17 protein-coding genes are annotated in these 16743 nt (G+C 47.7%); 10 read left to right on the top strand and 7 right to left on the bottom strand.

Annotated features, from left to right (window positions below):
• Positions 1-91 precede the first annotated feature (91 nt).
• The 5 genes from BMX00_RS14125 to BMX00_RS14100 all read right to left on the bottom strand — a co-directional run bounded on the left by BMX00_RS14125 (position 92) and on the right by BMX00_RS14100 (position 7280).
• Positions 92-2473, bottom strand: coding sequence for a TIR domain-containing protein (locus BMX00_RS14125; protein WP_218141563.1), 2382 nt, complete (start codon positions 2471-2473; stop codon positions 92-94).
• 670 nt (positions 2474-3143) lie between these two features.
• Positions 3144-4715 (bottom strand): replication endonuclease, encoded by a 1572-nt coding sequence (locus BMX00_RS14115; protein WP_090829660.1) that lies wholly within the window; start codon positions 4713-4715, stop codon positions 3144-3146.
• Entirely contained in the window at positions 4712-4918 is a 207-nt protein-coding gene (locus tag BMX00_RS14110) for a helix-turn-helix transcriptional regulator (protein WP_090829659.1), read from the bottom strand. The genes BMX00_RS14115 and BMX00_RS14110 overlap by 4 nt, the downstream gene beginning before the upstream one ends.
• A 132-nt stretch (positions 4919-5050) precedes the next feature.
• Positions 5051-5890 (bottom strand): hypothetical protein, encoded by an 840-nt coding sequence (locus BMX00_RS14105; protein WP_090829658.1) that lies wholly within the window; start codon positions 5888-5890, stop codon positions 5051-5053.
• A gap of 91 nt (positions 5891-5981) precedes the next feature.
• On the bottom strand, positions 5982-7280 hold the full coding sequence (locus tag BMX00_RS14100; RefSeq protein WP_090829657.1) for a tyrosine-type recombinase/integrase: 1299 nt from the start codon (positions 7278-7280) through the stop codon (positions 5982-5984).
• Positions 7281-7566: 286 nt separating this feature from the next.
• Here BMX00_RS14100 and BMX00_RS14095 point away from each other — a divergent pair, with 286 nt between their 5' ends.
• Positions 7567-8919 (top strand): phage integrase, encoded by a 1353-nt coding sequence (locus BMX00_RS14095; RefSeq protein ID WP_090829663.1) that lies wholly within the window; start codon positions 7567-7569, stop codon positions 8917-8919.
• 200 nt (positions 8920-9119) lie between these two features.
• Here the strand turns inward: BMX00_RS14095 and BMX00_RS14090 are convergent, their stop codons facing one another.
• Positions 9120-9353: a hypothetical protein gene (locus tag BMX00_RS14090; RefSeq protein WP_090829656.1), complete on the bottom strand. Its 234-nt coding sequence runs from the start codon at positions 9351-9353 to the stop codon at positions 9120-9122.
• A 254-nt stretch (positions 9354-9607) separates the two neighbouring features.
• Here BMX00_RS14090 and BMX00_RS14085 point away from each other — a divergent pair, with 254 nt between their 5' ends.
• The 4 genes from BMX00_RS14085 to BMX00_RS15010 all read left to right on the top strand — a co-directional run bounded on the left by BMX00_RS14085 (position 9608) and on the right by BMX00_RS15010 (position 13047).
• Positions 9608-10177 carry a recombinase family protein gene (locus tag BMX00_RS14085; protein ID WP_090829655.1) on the top strand — a complete coding sequence of 190 codons (570 nt, stop codon included), beginning with the start codon at positions 9608-9610 and terminating at the stop codon, positions 10175-10177.
• Between the two features lie 136 nt (positions 10178-10313).
• Positions 10314-10577 (top strand): Rcs stress response system protein RcsF, encoded by a 264-nt coding sequence (rcsF, locus tag BMX00_RS15180; RefSeq protein WP_425433913.1) that lies wholly within the window; start codon positions 10314-10316, stop codon positions 10575-10577.
• Positions 10578-12107: 1530 nt separating this feature from the next.
• Positions 12108-12548, top strand: a complete 441-nt coding sequence (locus BMX00_RS14075) for a surface-adhesin E family protein (protein WP_090829653.1) — start codon at positions 12108-12110, stop codon at positions 12546-12548.
• A gap of 376 nt (positions 12549-12924) precedes the next feature.
• Positions 12925-13047, top strand: a complete 123-nt coding sequence (locus BMX00_RS15010; protein ID WP_281245912.1) for a hypothetical protein — start codon at positions 12925-12927, stop codon at positions 13045-13047.
• Between the two features lie 150 nt (positions 13048-13197).
• Here BMX00_RS15010 and BMX00_RS14065 read toward each other — a convergent pair whose 3' ends face one another.
• Positions 13198-13446 (bottom strand): DUF2188 domain-containing protein, encoded by a 249-nt coding sequence (locus tag BMX00_RS14065; RefSeq protein WP_090829651.1) that lies wholly within the window; start codon positions 13444-13446, stop codon positions 13198-13200.
• A 230-nt stretch (positions 13447-13676) separates the two neighbouring features.
• Here BMX00_RS14065 and BMX00_RS14060 point away from each other — a divergent pair, with 230 nt between their 5' ends.
• From BMX00_RS14060 to BMX00_RS14035, 5 genes are all read left to right on the top strand, one after another.
• Complete coding sequence (locus BMX00_RS14060; RefSeq protein WP_090829650.1) at positions 13677-14327, top strand: hypothetical protein; 651 nt, start codon at positions 13677-13679, stop codon at positions 14325-14327.
• Complete coding sequence (locus tag BMX00_RS15175) at positions 14327-14650, top strand: helix-turn-helix domain-containing protein (protein ID WP_090829649.1); 324 nt, start codon at positions 14327-14329, stop codon at positions 14648-14650. Before BMX00_RS14060 ends, BMX00_RS15175 begins: the two co-directional genes overlap by 1 nt.
• Before the next feature lie 141 nt (positions 14651-14791).
• Entirely contained in the window at positions 14792-15019 is a 228-nt protein-coding gene (locus BMX00_RS14050; RefSeq protein WP_090829648.1) for a hypothetical protein, read from the top strand.
• A complete protein-coding gene (locus BMX00_RS14640; RefSeq protein ID WP_177171876.1) occupies positions 15012-15590 on the top strand; it encodes a Rha family transcriptional regulator in 579 nt (192 codons plus the stop codon). The genes BMX00_RS14050 and BMX00_RS14640 overlap by 8 nt, the downstream gene beginning before the upstream one ends.
• Before the next feature lie 562 nt (positions 15591-16152).
• Complete coding sequence (locus BMX00_RS14035; protein ID WP_090829646.1) at positions 16153-16686, top strand: virion core protein, T7 gp14 family; 534 nt, start codon at positions 16153-16155, stop codon at positions 16684-16686.
• Positions 16687-16743: the final 57 nt, after the last annotated feature.

The following is a 16743-nucleotide window of genomic DNA, read 5'->3' as shown; positions in this document are numbered from 1 at the left end:
GTATATTCCTGCTTCGGTATCTTCATCATCTTCCTCTCCAATGTGACTTCGATTTTACATCACCCTTGGAAGACGATTTTTCGGGGGAAGCTCAAATCTCTAGGTTTCTATTGAAATGAAGCTCAATCGCTTGGTTTAATAGTAACAGGGCTGGAGATTGATCGTTTTTTTGAATACTAGCGTAGATTTCCTTAGCTTCTTTGGACCCAATGGAAGATGCAATTTTTCGTATAACGTCCTTAATCACTCCGTAGGTCATTAATAGGAATACATTCTTTGCGTAATCTTGCACTTCTTCATTAGATAGTTTGGGCTGTGCTTTAAGCTTCTGCTCGATATATTTGATAACCTCTAGCTTCGCAGTTTCGGACAAGTGGATGAAAAAATTCAAAAACCTAAGGCCGGTAAAAGCTCCGTTGCTAGCTAGGCCAAACATCGTGTCTCGGGTAAGGGTTGCATGCCTATTTCGAATAATTTGGCCCGATATCTCCATCCCTTTAAAGGCTTTGTTGATATTGGCCGGCACATCATTAGTACACTCAGTACCTTCAGTACCTTCAGTACCTTCTGTATCGATATCCCCGTTATCAATATCATCCAGACGTTTATTGTGTTTTCGCCTTTCGTCACTAATAACACGCTTTTCCATGACGAGTTCCGGAATTTGAGCGATAAACTCATCCATGAATGCCAGTTGTCCTTTCGATAGAGTGGCTGGCTGTTGATCAGAAAATAGTAAGCTTAGGGCTTTTTGTATCTCCTGAAGAACCCATGCCTCCTTTGTATGATGAGTAACAAATACTAGGATATTTGCATAATCTTCACGATGGAGATTGGCGATTAATTTGCTTACTTCTTCCTGAACATCTGAATTTGTAGAAAATGAGTCAGCGATTTTTTTTGCAGTAAAAAAATAGAAGAGATACGGATATTTGAATTGGACTTTGAAATCCTTCTCCGTCAGGATTGAGTTGGATTTCAATTTATTAATCACCTTGAGACCGTCAACGGGAAGATAAGTCTTTTCGTATTCTCTAAAAAATGCCTCCAGCTGATGTTGGTTTATTGCGCCCCCATTTTTATGAAGCACCCATGACAATTCTGAAAGTACGTTAAGATACTTATCGATTTCGTCCTTCGGAATCTTAGCGTTGTCAAACGCCTGATAAATTAGCTGTTGATAGCAGTGTCCATGGGACGACAATTCAAGATTTTGTTGTGCATATGCTTCAAACATCTGAAGAAGCATAAGTATATAGATGGGCTTGGGAGGAACAATATTTCTTCTAATTATGGTATCTAATCTAGCTTTCGACTCGTCGCACTGATCATAAAGGGTACGTTCATCAATAGATTCTTCATTCCCCAGCGAAACCCACTTTTCGACAATTTCCGCTCTCTTAATATGCCCCAATCCTAGCAGCTCATGTTTTTCATAGTCGTTGAGTTCTTGTATTTCCGGGGCAATGTAACTGAAAGATAAGTGGCTAGACATCACAACCTTAGTAAACACAGCGTTTACGGAATCGAGAAAAATTGCCCTGTATTTCGTATTTAACCCAATCCCGTCGAGGTCGTCTATGAGCAATACCTTATTGGGCATTGCCAAAAATTGCTCGAGCCCAAGTTCAACATATTGAATTTTCAACGCAGCAGTTAAAGATTTCGTGATATCTGACCGATTGATATCCTTCGCTTCCAGATAGATCGGAATATTTCCCGATTTCAAAAATTGCTTAAAAGCTTGTTTCAATAAACTTGTCTTTCCTTGTTGCTCTTCCCCATAGATTAGATACCGTTTGGGTTTAGCAAAAACAATATCCGAGGAAGAATATAATCTGTCAGTACTACCTTTGGATTCCGCTAATTCTTCAGTCTCCAGATCAGGCGATATGTAAATATCGCTGAGCTTTATTTCGCTGACCTTCCGGTGAGTCAACACCACTTCTGTATCTTCCATCCATTCAAGCATGGCTTCAGAAACTTGGATATGTTTGTTTTTTGCTTCAGTAGACGTAGTGGACATAGGGGGTTTAAAGCTAGCGAGATTGCGCTTAATGCCGTTGATAGCATCGAGCCATGCCTCATCTGAATTTTGCCAAGTTGTAATCGGCTTGGCGTCTTTAGGTACAGCCTGAAGGCCAGAAAGTCCTTCTAATGCCCAGTCGCAGGGACGGATCACTATAGGAATGAGCTGCGTTCTACCTTCCTTATGCATTTCGATGGCACGCTTCATCTCCACATTAAAACAATATTCGGACCCTAAAAAACTTGGGCTTATTAAAAATAAAATCAGTTCCGATTGTTCTAGGTTCTCAGAAATTTCCTTAGACCAGTCTTGTCCGGGAACAATTTTTCTGTCGTGCCATGCCTCGATGATATTGTTCCGTTTCAGCATAGAAAGATGCTCATCAAGCGCATCTTTATAAGACTCATCCTTATGGGAGTAACTGATGAACACTTTTTTTGACATTGTTATTACCCCAAATATTTTTATTGTTATTGACAGCGACTCTTTTTAAGGGGAGCAAAGCTTTATCAAGCAGAAGTGATATTTTTTTAATCCGAAACGGCCTTCGAGGCACATCTAATTACCGGATTAGCTATTGGCTCTACCGTATCGGTAATAGTAATCTAGAGATGGAGGCGAAAGCCAGTGTTGAAGCTTCCATTTTAATTGAGGATTAGTAATGTCAGATTAGTAGTGTAACGAACTTTGGAAGTGCACAAGAATAACTGCTTCCCGCTTCCTCGACATTTCGATGGTTCCACAGAAAAGTCTCCGTACAGTTATTGACAGTACTCCAAGGGTGAAGGATCGACCTCATGTAAGAGAATAATTTCGGCGCTTTCACTTGCTGGCGCTTTAAGCTCAACTGGTCTTTCTAACCTATCGGGCTCACATCTGTGCTGTATCGTCCATGTATGAATCCGGGTAGCGAAAACAACATTTGCCCATGTTATGCCAACGATTTTCTCCCCTTTTGGTTCCCTGTAACGGTTAAGCTCATTGCTTCGCTGCTTAGCCACTGCGATTGGAAAATCCTTTCGCTTCGCTTCAGGTCCGCCCATCAACGTAACAAAGCGGTCCCATTCGCCTTTATCTGCTGCCTCCTGTAGCTCCTGTAATTCTCCAGCTGCTCCTACCCCATCCAAACGGCGCAGCTCACGCCATAGGTCACTGGAGGCCCGCCAATCTGCTGGAACTGACGTATGCCCCAGGTGCTGGCCCATGCTCTTACCCGTTCTGCTGCGCTCTTGGGGTCCCCACCATCGATATCGCTATCCAAGCCAAAGCCGTCGATGTTTTTGGAGATGTACTTCACAACGTAGCCAACAGCTGTGCCCTTTGACCTGTCTATCCGTTCTTCTTTGTAGCGGTGCTTAATCGCGCCGGATTCATCGCCATCCTCGCGCATTGCGTAATCTCTAATGATGCTGCCGACCTGTTTAACGTTCTTCTTCGGCATGAACAGCAATAGGTGCCAATGCGGTGTGCCGTCGTGTTGAGGTTCTGCAACTCGGAAGCCATAGACATGCATACCCATGCGGTGCAGCTTGGCGCGCATTCTCGCCCATATCCTTGTTAAGTAGCGTTGTGCTTCGCTTGGGGTAGTTCGATCATATTTTGGATTTTCTCTTCCCGTTTTCGATGACCGGGCATGCATGCGGGAGGGGCAGGTAACAGTATAGAAAACGCCAACATGCCCCAGAGACAGAGCAACTGCATCAAATCCCGCAATCCGTTTCATTAGTTCAGCCCGCCGTATCTCCGGATTGGATACGGAGAGATCGGCTAATTCTTGTAGGGTAAATGTTTGGCCCAGCTCATTGGTTGCGAGGCAGTGCTCAAGAATGGTCCGGTTACGGCGGTTTTGCTTCTGCCGTCTGCGTAGAGTTTCATCACTTACATATTTGCCCCTGCGTTTATGGACGAGTCCCAACCGAATCGCAGCATGTTCGAACTGCCGGACGTGGATCGTTCGTAGAGCCCGACGCCACCAATACTCATCTGCAAGACGCGCAAGAATTCCTGTATCGGTAACTCCTGAACCGGTGCCGGTTAAAGGGGAGGCGGAGCCGAGCTTTCCCGTTACCGTTACAGGAAAAGGATAGGATTTTCCTATTACCGTTACAGGAAGCGAGGGATCGGATTTTCCTGTTACCGTTACAGGCTTCGCTGCGAATGATTCTGTTACAGAAGCTGATTCTTCTGTATCGGCTACGGTTACGGGAATCACTGAGGCAGTTGGATTTGCTACGGCTGCGGTTAGCGATACAGGATGCGCCATTACGTTTGCAGACCGAGATACCTTTGCATTGGCTTTGCTCATTCCAGACGGGGTAACGCCATATTGCGTGTGAGCAATGTAAGAGAGAACTGCGGCTGCAATAGCAGGATTCTTAAACCAGCGTTGCAGGCGGACAAATCGATCGGCCGTCTTGCGGGCAAAGGGGTTGATTTCTTCATCGCTTGCACCGAGTTTTAATGTTTTACTGGTGAGTTGGTTACTAATCTCATGAAGAAAAGTTGTGGCTTTTTCTTCGCCGTGCGCCTCGTACACGCCGACATATTCTTCACGCATGGCTGAGACTAAGCAGTCGGGATAACGGCTGAGAAGGTCAGGGAATATCTCCTTCTCGCGACAGAAAACAATGCCGTCAACAACGGATGTGTCTATCACGTGCACTGGGGGCCATACAGACGCGCTCATTTGCGTCCTGTATCGCTGGTGGATTTACGAATGCAAGACTCGATGTATTTCTCTAAGTCTTGCAAGCGGTAGCGAACCGCTCGGGAACCAATCTTGATGAATGGCACCTTTGCACCAGCCCAACGGTCCCGTTCCAGAAATGCCTTGCTGAGACCGAGATAGCGAGCGGCCTGGGTGGTATTAAGTAGTGTTGTGGTTTGCATAAGCCCTCCTGATTGATGAAGGGCCTATGATTTCCTTTTAGGGACTTAGAGCGTTATACCTGTCCGATGCAGACGTGTACGTAGCCATCGCATACGTTATACGCATGCGTCGCAGACGTGTAATAGATAAGATTATTGCTGGAGGGAAAGGCGCTGGCCTTTGAGAAGCTTTGAAAGTCCTTCGCTAAGTGTGCGCACCCGGTTATAGGGAGCCAGATGCTCAACCATTTTCGGAAACTTCTCGCAAAAGATTTGGGCGGCGTTTCGCATGGACTTGTGTTTTTCTTCGCCATAAAAGTTCTTTAGCGCGACTATGGCTTCATTGGTTTTTGCGTGTCGTCGGATGGCTGCGCTCTTGTTACGAATTTTTATTTTCCGTTTGGCATCAGCCATGCCTGCCTCGAAATGTTGAATACCTTCAGCGGTCGCTACGGCATCCATAGCCTCGATTAGGTACTGCGCTGAACGTGCGCAATTAGCAAGATCACGGAAAAGGCAGTTTGCCTCCGAATTTTTGTAGGGGCCACGGGGGGTGGACGTATACGAAAAACTCGCTTGATCTATGAGGGCTAACGCCATTACGGAAAAAAAATCCGCCCAGGTTCCATTGGGAAAGCTCTCATCCTCGGTAATGTCGTACTTGGATTGCCGTTCTTTCAACGCATAAGTAATGCTGTATACGTTGCGCCTAGTGAGCCAATTGTGGATATTTCCCTCAAGCTTTAGCGGTTTCCCATGCTCATCTTTTTCAAACACCTTGTTAATTTCGAGATATACCTCGTCTTTTTCACGAGCCGGTGCTGGTGACTGATCGTTCATCCAGTTAATAATTTCTATTGCCGCAAATATCTCTTTTTCTGATCTATGGATAAGAAGCGCTCGGGCTCGAAATACAATATCGCCACAAAATTCTGTGAATTCGGAAGTCAGCTCTCCCTTCAGCGGATGAAAATTTTGGAAGCCGAGAATCATGATTGTTTTTTCCGAACTCGAACTGCACGGGTATCCGTAACCCGTCTGTAACGGTAACAGTAACCGTATCCGTTACGGTAACAGTACGGTATCAAATAGCGCTGGTGGGCTTGCCTGTATCCGTAACGGTATCGGTAACTGTAACCGTATCTGTATCGGTAACTGTTACGGTAACGGTATCTGTATCCGTATCTGTATTGGTAACCGCATTCATGCTTGCAAGCATGAAATCAGTAATCCTCCGCATGGGCTCTCTTAGCCGCTGTACATCGCTGATGATGTAGCCTGCCGTCACATCGTTTGCCATCTTATGGTTTGCCAGACGCTTGAGGGCATATGCCGAAATGTCGAGGCTTTCCGCCACTGTGATGAAGGTGCGTCGCAAGTCGTGCGGTGTGAATGTGACGCCAGATTCCTCGATAACCTTTTGCATCTGCTTCCTCGGTTCGTTGAGATACCCCTTAACGCCATCACCCGGAAACACGAAAGCGCTGTCTGTCCTTTCTAAATTGCGCTGTGTAAGCAAATCATGTAGGAAATCGCTTAAGGGCAATACATGAGGCTGCCGGTTCTTGGGATCGGGAATGGTCAGTATCTTAGCTCGCAAATCGACTTGGCTCCATGCGAGGCTAAGCCCCTCCTCACGTCTCAGTCCCGTAAAGAGCAGTAGTAACAGATAATCCTTGACTCTATTACGGCCTAGCGCGTCATCCTTCAGGTTATTGACCGCCTTGAACCATTGGGGCAGGTCATGCGCCTTGACAACTGTATTGCGCCTGTCGACCCGGTACCATGAGCGTGTTTGCGATAGTCTCTTAGTCGGGTTATTGGCAATAATGGGATTGCCCGACGAGTCTTCGTACTTCCCCATGGCAAAGTTTAGAAGGGCTCGGACGAACCGCATGGTAAGGTTGGCTTGAGCAGGGCTGCGTTCTCCAATCTCCCTGTGCTTGCGCTCTATCTGGTCCTTGGTGATTTCGACTAGAGCTTTATTCTGCCAGTCGGCAAGATAGGTTTTCATCAAGCGCTTGTAGTCGTACACCGTTCGAGGCTTCAAACTACCGCGCGCTTTAATGTAGGCTTCAAACACCTCGGACATCGTTACGCTCAGCGCGCGCTTGGCTTTGGTGACGTCATTTGGATTAATGCCGCGTGCAATCATTCCAAGAATATTCTTGGCTTCCTGACGGGCTTGCTCTGCGGTAAAAATACCGTGATGGCCAATACTGACGCGTACCGTCTTACCGTTGAGCTTGCCTTCGGCGATATAGACCTTGCTGCCAGTACCTACCCGAAGGCCGAAGCCTTTAATCTCCGTATCGCGGTAAAAGGTTTGACCGGTTTCGGGATAGCAAATGGCATCGACAACGGATTTGGTGAGTTTGGGCATGTGGGCTACTGATGAGATTTAGTAGCCGCATAGTAGACGCGATTTATCAAATGGCGTCAAGCCGCTTCAAACGATATCAAACAATAAGTAACTGTTAATTAATAATATTAATAGATCATTGATATCCCTTAAAACGTATTAAAATAAAAAGATTAGAACTGTTAATCCGCAGGTCCCAGGTTCGAGCCCTGGTCGGGGAGCCAAGTACACGTAATTATCTTCTTAATTATCAATACCTTGAGCTGAATACAGGTTTCTTGTGGTGGTACTTTTGTGGTACCATTTAATGAAACTATTGCTCGGTCGCATTTTCAGCTTGGATATCCGCTACGTTTACCTACGGGGCAAGACCCATTACTACCAGCGCAAAATCCCCACGGATTTACTCTCGCGCTACCCCGGTTCCACCCATATCAAGGTCAACCTAAAAACTAGCGACCCTGCATCAGTTGCCAAGAAGGTACGCGAACTCAACAGGCACTATGAGTCAACCTGGGCCGCGATGAGAGGCAATCCCGATCTACAGCCGCTGAGTGTTCGGGAATCAGCCATTAAGCTACTTGCACGCTACGGCCTCCAGCCTAAACCCTTCGATAACGATGAGCATCTCTTAGACAACTTCATTGAGGTTCTTAGGAGGAAGGAAGAAAGCCATGCGGAGAGCGACTCCGAGATTTACCATAGTGCCGAACCGGAGGACTACCTAGAGTCAACCGAGATAGAAGCCTTACGACTGCTGAATGAGGAGCCAAAGTTTCGCCTCAGTAATGCCCTTCAGGTTTACCTTGACGGACACAAGAATAAAAACAAGAAGAAGTTCAGGACGGACACCCAGAGAGCATGGGGGAGGCTAATAGAGATAATTGGGGACAAGGAAATTGAACAAGTCTCTCGTGCTGATGCAAACGAATTTGTCTCCAGAGGGCTTGCGGAAGGTGTCAGGACTACAACGATTGGACGGCACGTAAGTATCCTAAGGGCGGTGTTCAATGTGGCAATTGTGGAAAGGGAGATAGCTAAACAGAACCCCTTTTTACGCTTGAGAATCCCTGGATTGGGGGAAGATGCCAAAGTCAGGGAGTCTTACGATAATGACCAGTTAACCACTCTCATCCAAGAGTGCAGGAAGAGCGATGATGATGTGCGCTGGTTGCTTGCCCTACAGATAGACCTTGGATGCCGCATAGCAGAAGCAGCGGGGTTGCTCTTGGAGGACTTACACCTGGAAACGCCCATTCCCTATGTCTCCATTCGCCCTCATCCGTGGCGAACCCTCAAGACCAAATCCAGTAAGCGAAATGTGCCCCTCGTGGGTGTTTCGCTGTGGGCGGCACAGAGAATTATCCAATCAGCACAGCCTGGACAAACCTTTGCTTTTTCCCGTTACACCGATAAGGAACAATGTAAGGCGACTCATGCTTCCAATACGATTAATCAATGGATTGAATCTCGACTAGGTGTTGGCAAGACAACTCATGAATTCCGCCATACCATCAGAGACCGCTTGCGTAATGTAGGGGCACCCAAGGATATTCAGGATGCAGTGGGAGGATGGGGCAAGGAGGATATCGGGGATAAGTACGGATTGGGGTATGGCCTGGGGCAGTTGAAGGGGTGGTTGGATAAGATTGTAATCTAACCGAGCCTAAAATATTTCCCCAAAAATTTGTCTTAGGGTACCCCTTAACGCAACGGTAGGCGTTTCCCCCCTGGTGCCCTAGGGGTCTCCTGATTGTCCAGGAAACCAGCCCATGACTTTCTTTTGGTCTTCTTCTATATCAGCTTAGCAACAAGGCCAGCCAATTCCTCTGAAAGGGAGGAGAGGGTTACATCGCAAGCTCAATCGGATATGTTCTCTCCGCAGGTCACTTGATAAGTGTTTTGCGGGGCAGGTGATATTTTGCAGAGTTCGGCTTTACCAGTATATGAATCAATTTTAAAAGCAAATCCACCACCCGCATAAGCACTCAGTTTAAATCGATTGTTTCGACCATTCTCTAAAAGAGCGTAGCCGATGATTAAGGAACTGATAATTAACGCGATGGGAAGTGTCAGCCTGTTGAGAAATGGCATGTCTTAATTACCTAGGGTAGATAGCGATGTGCGCCTAAGGCTTGCAATCATTAAATAGTCTAGAGAACCTTGCTATTGGACTGAGGTACTAGGATGCAGGGTGTGGTGTTAGGGTATACCTTATCCTTACACCTTGAGCCTGACACTTTAAGTCCTCCTAAGCGTCAGAATAGGGTTTTACCAAGGAATACTTGACAGTAACCTAGATAAGCTATAAAGTCTATCCTGACAGTCACAACCAGGAGAGGTGTATCATGAAAGGTCACAAAGTCGGTTACATCAGAGTCAGCACTTTCGAGCAGAACACACAAAGACAACTTGATGAGGTTGCCCTGGATAGGGTGTTCATAGATAAAGCCTCAGGTAAGGATACTCACCGGCCACAGCTTCAGGCAGCATTGAATCATGTTCGGGCTGGGGATACCCTTGTTGTTCACAGCATGGACCGTCTAGCCCGGAACGTAGAGGACATGCTCAGGCTTGTCAGGGAGCTAAACGATAAAGGTGTCTCTGTGGAGTTTGTAAAGGAGAGCATGGCATTCACTGCGGGGAAGGATGACCCGAGGGCAACCCTCATGTTTACCATGCTGAGTTCTTTTGCACAGTTTGAGCGTGCCCTCCTCAAGGAAAGGCAGAGGGAGGGGATAGCCCTGGCTAAGGCGAAGGGAAATGTGTACAAGGGCAGGAAGCCTAAATTGAGCGAAGAGAGAGTCAAACAGCTTCGTGAACAGGCAGCAGCAGGGGTTAATAAAACCAAGCTGGCTGAAGAGTTCGGGATAAGTAGGGAAACGCTTTATCAATATACTCGGGCACAGTCCCATTAAGGGCAGCTCAATCACAACAAGGAGACTCTAAGTGATTCGCCATTACGCGTTAATAGTTGTGCTACTCCTGACTGGATGTGCGGGACTGGGACAAGTTGAGCGGATTTCTGATTTATCAGGAGAGCAACTTAAGCAGATGCGCGACATCCAATTGTATGACAGCGACAAGGGACTAAATTTCAGGTCTCATGGTCGAATAAAAGGTCTTTCCTGCAAGGGGTCAGGTTGGAGCGGATACTCAAGGGAAGATTCGGCTATGACACAGCTAAAAATTAAGGCGGTTAAAGTTCGAGCTAACGGAATTTTGTATCCCACATGCTCTCATGATGCTTCTGTGGATTGGGGTAACAATTGCTGGGAATCGTGGGTATGCGTGGGGGAGGCCATAACGGTCGAGTAATCACAAATCGGAATGAAGCTCTCCTATCACAACACAACACAACAATAAAGGGAACTCCACCATGAAACCCCTTCTCTACCTCCTAGTCCCCCTGATGCTCTCCAGTAGCCTCACCTTCGCCTCCTCCTGCAATAACTTTGAAAGCGGTGTCACCGTCTGCACAGGTCCCGATAACTTCTCCTCAGTCCAGCACAACTATAACGGAGGTGTGTCGATCTACGAGGACAACAGGGGAAACTCAGCCAGCATCCACCGTTACCAAGGGGGGGCAACTGTGATAGTCCCGCATAGCACTGGGAGACCCTCCCCTGGCTTTGTCCCTCCTGGCATGGGAACTCCTCCTGGATATGGACCGATGTACGATAGGTAGCCCAAGGAGACAATAGCTCAGCTTCCATTATCCCCAATTGCCCCTAGAATGCTACCACAGGCCCTGCAATCGACTATCTGCCTCTTGCCCATACTGACCCCTATGGCTGAACCTGATCGTGCATCACAGGGCTTCCTGATGCGTTTCTGTTTGAGGTGGTAAATCCCTAGACTGAGAAAGGAGTGGATACCGCCTACAAAAGTATGACGATCAGGAGACATTAAGATGGGCTATTCGGTAGTGGAGTCATGCACTTAGGTCACTTTTAGCCATCTAAACCCCCACCCTTGCAGAAGGAAAGAAGATCCACCCCCAGGGATGAAGTATTCATTCCTTATTAGGTAACTATAGGTGTACTAATAGGTATCCTATAGTGCACCTCTAGATGTGCCTGGGGTTGTGCTAAGAATTGGGATGGAAGGTCTGTGTGTAGCGTGCTGCTCACTGTGACCACTTGCCTGTCCTCCATAGCTGACCTCTAGCATTCCTACCGCTATCCCTCTGGAAGGGTGGTCTACGGTAGGTGCTCTAGAGGATTGCCCTATGGGCTGAGGCAGTGCTCCCGTACCGTACACCTTACACAGTGAAACCCCACACTGTTTACCTCTGTGAGATTCCCTCTCGTACACCTTCCATGCTGCTAGTGGTTGGCGAGAGGTGAACCACAGGGATCCATCAATGGATACCGAGGGCATGGGAGACATCCTCCTTCCTCAGTGTCCTCTGTCTACTCCGTCCCCTTTGAGGGCCTAGCTGTTCCCCTAAAGGGACCTAGAGAGAGTCCCCCCTGGCTCTGCGTTTACCCATGCAACCAGGGGTGGTCAATATTAAGGCTCCCACAAGGAGAGTGGCTCATTACCCGATGCGGTATGACCACCATAAAGATGGCTCACAAGGCCATAAGCGTAACTAGAGGACCTCACAAGGTGTTCCTCGAATTAGGCCCCTGGTAACTGATAGACTTTTTGTCTGTCTTTAACCAGGGGTTTTCGCGGGGTAACCGATGACCAACAGTAAGATATCTCCTGGTAATCCTCCCCTTCCCACAACGGCAAAACCAGTGAACCCTTAAGAAGGGCTAGTGGTTGCCGTGGATGAGTTGTTAATTAAGGTAAGGGTCGGGGTACTGATTAAATGATGGCAGACATTAGGGGAGAAACGTGGCTAGATTAATATCAGCCCTGGTGATTATTGGGCTAACGGGTAGTGTTTGGGGTAGCGGTAGAGATACGGAAGAGTGGCGATATGTGAACAACAATCCCAAGGTAACGATGTTTTTAGCAGTAAATAGCTTCCGAAAAGTAGATGATATCGTGCACTTCTGGACGTTGTGGGATTATAAAGATGCTGAAACTTCGGCTGTTGGCGAAATTAGGTCACGAACATTGAAGTTAGCGTATCGATGCAAGGATCAATTGCAGACACTTGTGCTTATAAAACATTTTAATGGAAATGTAGGGAGTGGACAGATTCTTGCGGTTACTGATGTCCCACCATTATGGGAGCGGGTTGTAACCAATAAGGAAGAGCACTCATTATTTGAAATAGCCCAGATGCATTGTTCACTAAATACTGGTACACAAAATGGAAAAAATAACTAAACCTACTCCTGATGAGATTCGTGAATTATTGAAGAGCAGGGATGTAACAAGGGAGAAAGCCGCTGGATTAGTGCATGTTGGTCTCCGCACGTTTCATAGCTGGGTTTCTCCCATCGGCAGCACAAACTATCGTCCTATGCCTGTTGCTACATGGGAGCTATTATTAATCAAACTTGATGCACACTCAGTGTATAAAAGAGTTGACAATATGGACACAGGGTGTGTATGATGACTCCCCATGGTGATCGATTAGTCACCTACTGAATACCCAAGAAGTTGTAGCAGTAAGTCGTAAGCGCATGCTAGTGAAGCTCCACCGATTATTGAACCACCTTGGACGCTATCTTGCGCCAGATAACATTAAAGGAGAAACACCATGTTCAATCTCACCATCAACAGATTCCACTTCACCGTAGAGTTCTTCCGCTGGGAAGCAGTCTATATTCGCATCGGCTCCTTTGAACGGTTCTACGATAGAGACGGTTCACCTTCGCACTAATCCCCTCCGCCTCTCCCCCACGTCCAGGGGCGTATTGGTGCCGTCATTCCCCTCTCCGCAGGCCCTTTACGCTCCCTCTAGTTTTCCCCTTTAGGTTTCCCCCTTAGGCTTCCCTCCAGGCTCTCCCTAAGGCTTCCCCCTCAATTGGTTTTAATGCTCTTTATCCCTTGGAGGATTCGGGTCATTTCCTGGAGCTATGGTGTCCTTGCTGCGGATTTCCCCATGGACTCCCTTAGTTGTAAGCTCTCCCCCACCTTGATTTTTAAGCATTTCCTTTGCCGTTTGTACGGCTTCCCGCTGTGTCTTATGCAGGCTAGACGCTCTGTCGGCATCATTACGTTTATTTTCCCAATTGCCATCCGAGCGCTTCGATATTGTTCTGTCTCTGTCTTTGCTCATTTCATTCCTTTTTGCGTAAGATTATCAACCCGACTCCCGTAACTGCTGCTGTGCATAGTACACCGCTATGCCCCAGTCAACCGAGTAATCATCACAAGAAATACCTAGGTGCCCAAGTGATAAGATAAGCTATGGGTCCTTGGGTAGGTGCTGCATGAAAGCGAGTGAGCCGCGCGGCTCAATCGGTGGTGGAAAAATAGATCAATTCTCAATGCAAAGATTTCGCACCAATGTTTGATAAAGTGAAGTCAATTTTGGGAAAGCGAAGGCCATTGAATGCAATGGATTACGTGAGAAACCACAATCTTGAGAACTGTCCCTTTACCAAGGCGTTATTTCTCAGGACAGCGTTCCTTATTGATAGCTCGGCAGTAGAAACTGAGATTCAGCTTCCCTCCTTTGAAGGTACACAGATTAAGTCTTTTGCGGAAACCGCAGCTATCACTGTAGCTTTCGGAATCACAGAGTTGAGTGGAAGAGCGATAGAGCAAACAATTGTATATCTACCGGATGCTCCAGTTCGATCACATTTCACCCTTGTTGGTGCTTATTCATTGTTCGTAGCTGCGATACTTACAGGTCATTTGAGGGATGACGGCATTAATTGTGATTTCAACAGAATAGGGCGCGAGGTCGCTGGTCAGCCGTTTTTGGTCAAACCTATTGATGAAAGAGTCCAGTATGCAACGGCAGTGCTAAATACTTTCAAAAGATTGACAGAAACAAATCACCCTAAGCTGGTGGAATGGCAAGGCTCATTGGCAAAACTTGTTCCGGCATATGTAATGCAATGGACAAATCAGGACCAAACTCTAGCCGACCTGGATATGTCCCAGGTGTTCGGGAGTCTTCTTAGGTCAATCCTTAAGGTTTCAAACTAATCCGGTTCACTGCCTCCGATATCCGCCAACTCCCTCAGCACCACCCTACGTCCCTCAGATGGACCCAACGTGATTCCATCAAGTCCTTCCTGTTGGAAGGTAATAGCATCACCCCCCTGGAAGCCCTCTCGTTATTCGGTGCGTACCGCCTAGCTGCCCACATTGAGGTCCTCCGTAGCCGTGGGATGTTCATTGTAACCACCATGAACAAGGATGCCACTGGCCGTAGCTATGCTCGGTATCACATTCCTGCTGACCTCATGGGTAAGAATATCAATCACTACCTCCCTAGTACACCGCAAGGAGCGCGCTGCTATGCGTAACCAAGTGGTGCGCCATGCCTTCGAGAGACTCCCTAGTGCCGTCCTGGGGACCCCATTGGGACGAGTGATTTACCAGACGATGCTACGGAATGAGAGCCACAGGAAGATGAATAACCATAAACAAAAGAGAGGTGTTGCCAAATGATTAAGGCCGGTGATGTGTTTAAAACTCCGAGTTTAGGGAAGGTGGATGTTGGGGATTTTGAAGTCGGAGGCGTACTGTTACATCTTCGTGGTGCCAAGGCGCATGCAGCAATTTTTGGTGTAGAGGATATCAAGGCTTTCCGCAGGTTCCTCAAGAAACTCCAGAAGCAACTGGAACTCCAGCGGCAACTGGAAGGTGGAAACCAGGAGGCCGGGAGTGAATGAACTCATACCTGTAGTTGCTCCAACCGTAGCCACCATGTCCTCCCTGGAAATGGTGGAGTTCATTAATAGCCAGAGGAAGCAGGAGGAGCCGCCTCTTCGCCATAAGAATTTCATGGCTAAGGTGTCCGTGGTTCTTGGTGAGGAGGGGGCGCTTAAGTTTAAGCACACCTACATCCACCCCCAGAACGACCAGACTTACCCCTGCTACCACTTCCCCAAGCGTGAAGCCTGTCTGATGGCAATGTCCTATAGCTATGAGCTACAGGCCAAGGTCTTTGACAGGATGACAGAACTGGAGAGTGGGGGGAAGAAGGTTGTACCTCAGGTCCCCCAGACCCTCCCCGAAGCCCTCCGTCTAGCAGCCGATCTAGCCGAACAGAATGCACAGCAAGCGCAACTACTGGAGCAACAGAAGCCAGCCGTGGAGTTTGTCAAGCAGTATGCTGAGGCTGAGTCCAGTAAGGGGTTGTCTGATGTGGCTAAGGTGCTCCAGTGGAAACCCCATGCGTTCACTAAGCAGCTTGCCTCCCCACTCTTGCCTATGCCGAAGCAAAAGAATTCAATTCGGTAAGGAAGTGTATGGCTCTAACCCGAAGTCGATTCTCTAGAGAAGTCTTTTAGTAATAATAACTTACATTGCTATTTCTCCAACCTTATACTATGCTCATTACCTTAAACATCATAACCACAGCACTTGAATCATTCAAATCCTTCACAAAAGAACCTGATGTCCAAATCCAGACCGTGGAGACCTTCCTGATTGTCGCAACCCAGGATTCCCCCGGAATGACAGAGATGGCTCGACAGATCGGACTCACTCAGCCTTCCGTAAGCAGGAACCTGAGAAAGATGTGTGAACCCCCAAAGGGACAGGGGGGTTATGGTCTCATCAGCGTGACTGCTGACCCCAGGGACCGCAGGAAGAGAGTTCTCAAGCTAACATCCAGAGGCCACGAATTGGTGCGCCATATCGAGGAGGCAGTGTGCCGCGTATTGGCTCCCACCTTATTCAAGGAAGGAGTAATTCCTCCTACTGCCTGACCCCTTCCTATCCCTTAATCTAACCACGAGAATACAGATGTTCCAATTCACCTATCAATCCCGTAAGCCTGGGGAACCCGTAAGGAATCCCCATGTGTGACCCCGTTACAATCGGTGTGGCCTCCCTGGCTATTGGCACCGCCTCTGCTGGTATGAGCTTCATGCAGCAGAGCCAACAAGCTTCAGCACGAGACAAAGCCATCAAAGCCAACTACTCCCAACAGATGGAAACCTTCCAGACCCAACAAGCCCAAGTGAACAAGCAGGCCACTGATGAGATGTCAGCAAGGGCAAGAGAGAACCAGATAGAGGCAGCTAGGTTGCGAGTGGTGAACGGCGAGTCTGGACTATTCGGAAACAGCAATGACCGAATCCTGGGGGAGAGCTACTTCAACCTGGGTACGGATATTTCCTCTATTGAGTCCAACCGTGCAGCCCAGCAGAAGCAACTTATTCAGGAAGCCAAGAGTATCCGTGCTGGTACCCAGACCCAAATGAGCCAAGTAACACGGCCTAGCCTTATTGGTACCGGCTTGCAGATTGCTGCTGGTGCTACGGATGCAGCGACGATATATAAGGGCCTCAAGGTGAGGTTCCCTTGGTTTTTCGTCTTCCAACAGGTGTGATTTACGCTGACAGTTGTTTCTTCCGCTGAGCAGCCAGCCAGTCATCAAGGAACTGCA

Origin of the sequence: Nitrosovibrio tenuis, assembly GCF_900109785.1 — a bacterium.
GTDB lineage: Bacteria > Pseudomonadota > Gammaproteobacteria > Burkholderiales > Nitrosomonadaceae > Nitrosospira > Nitrosospira tenuis_A.
Note: the sequence above shows the minus strand (reverse complement) of the source record. Positions and strands in the feature narration are given on the sequence as shown.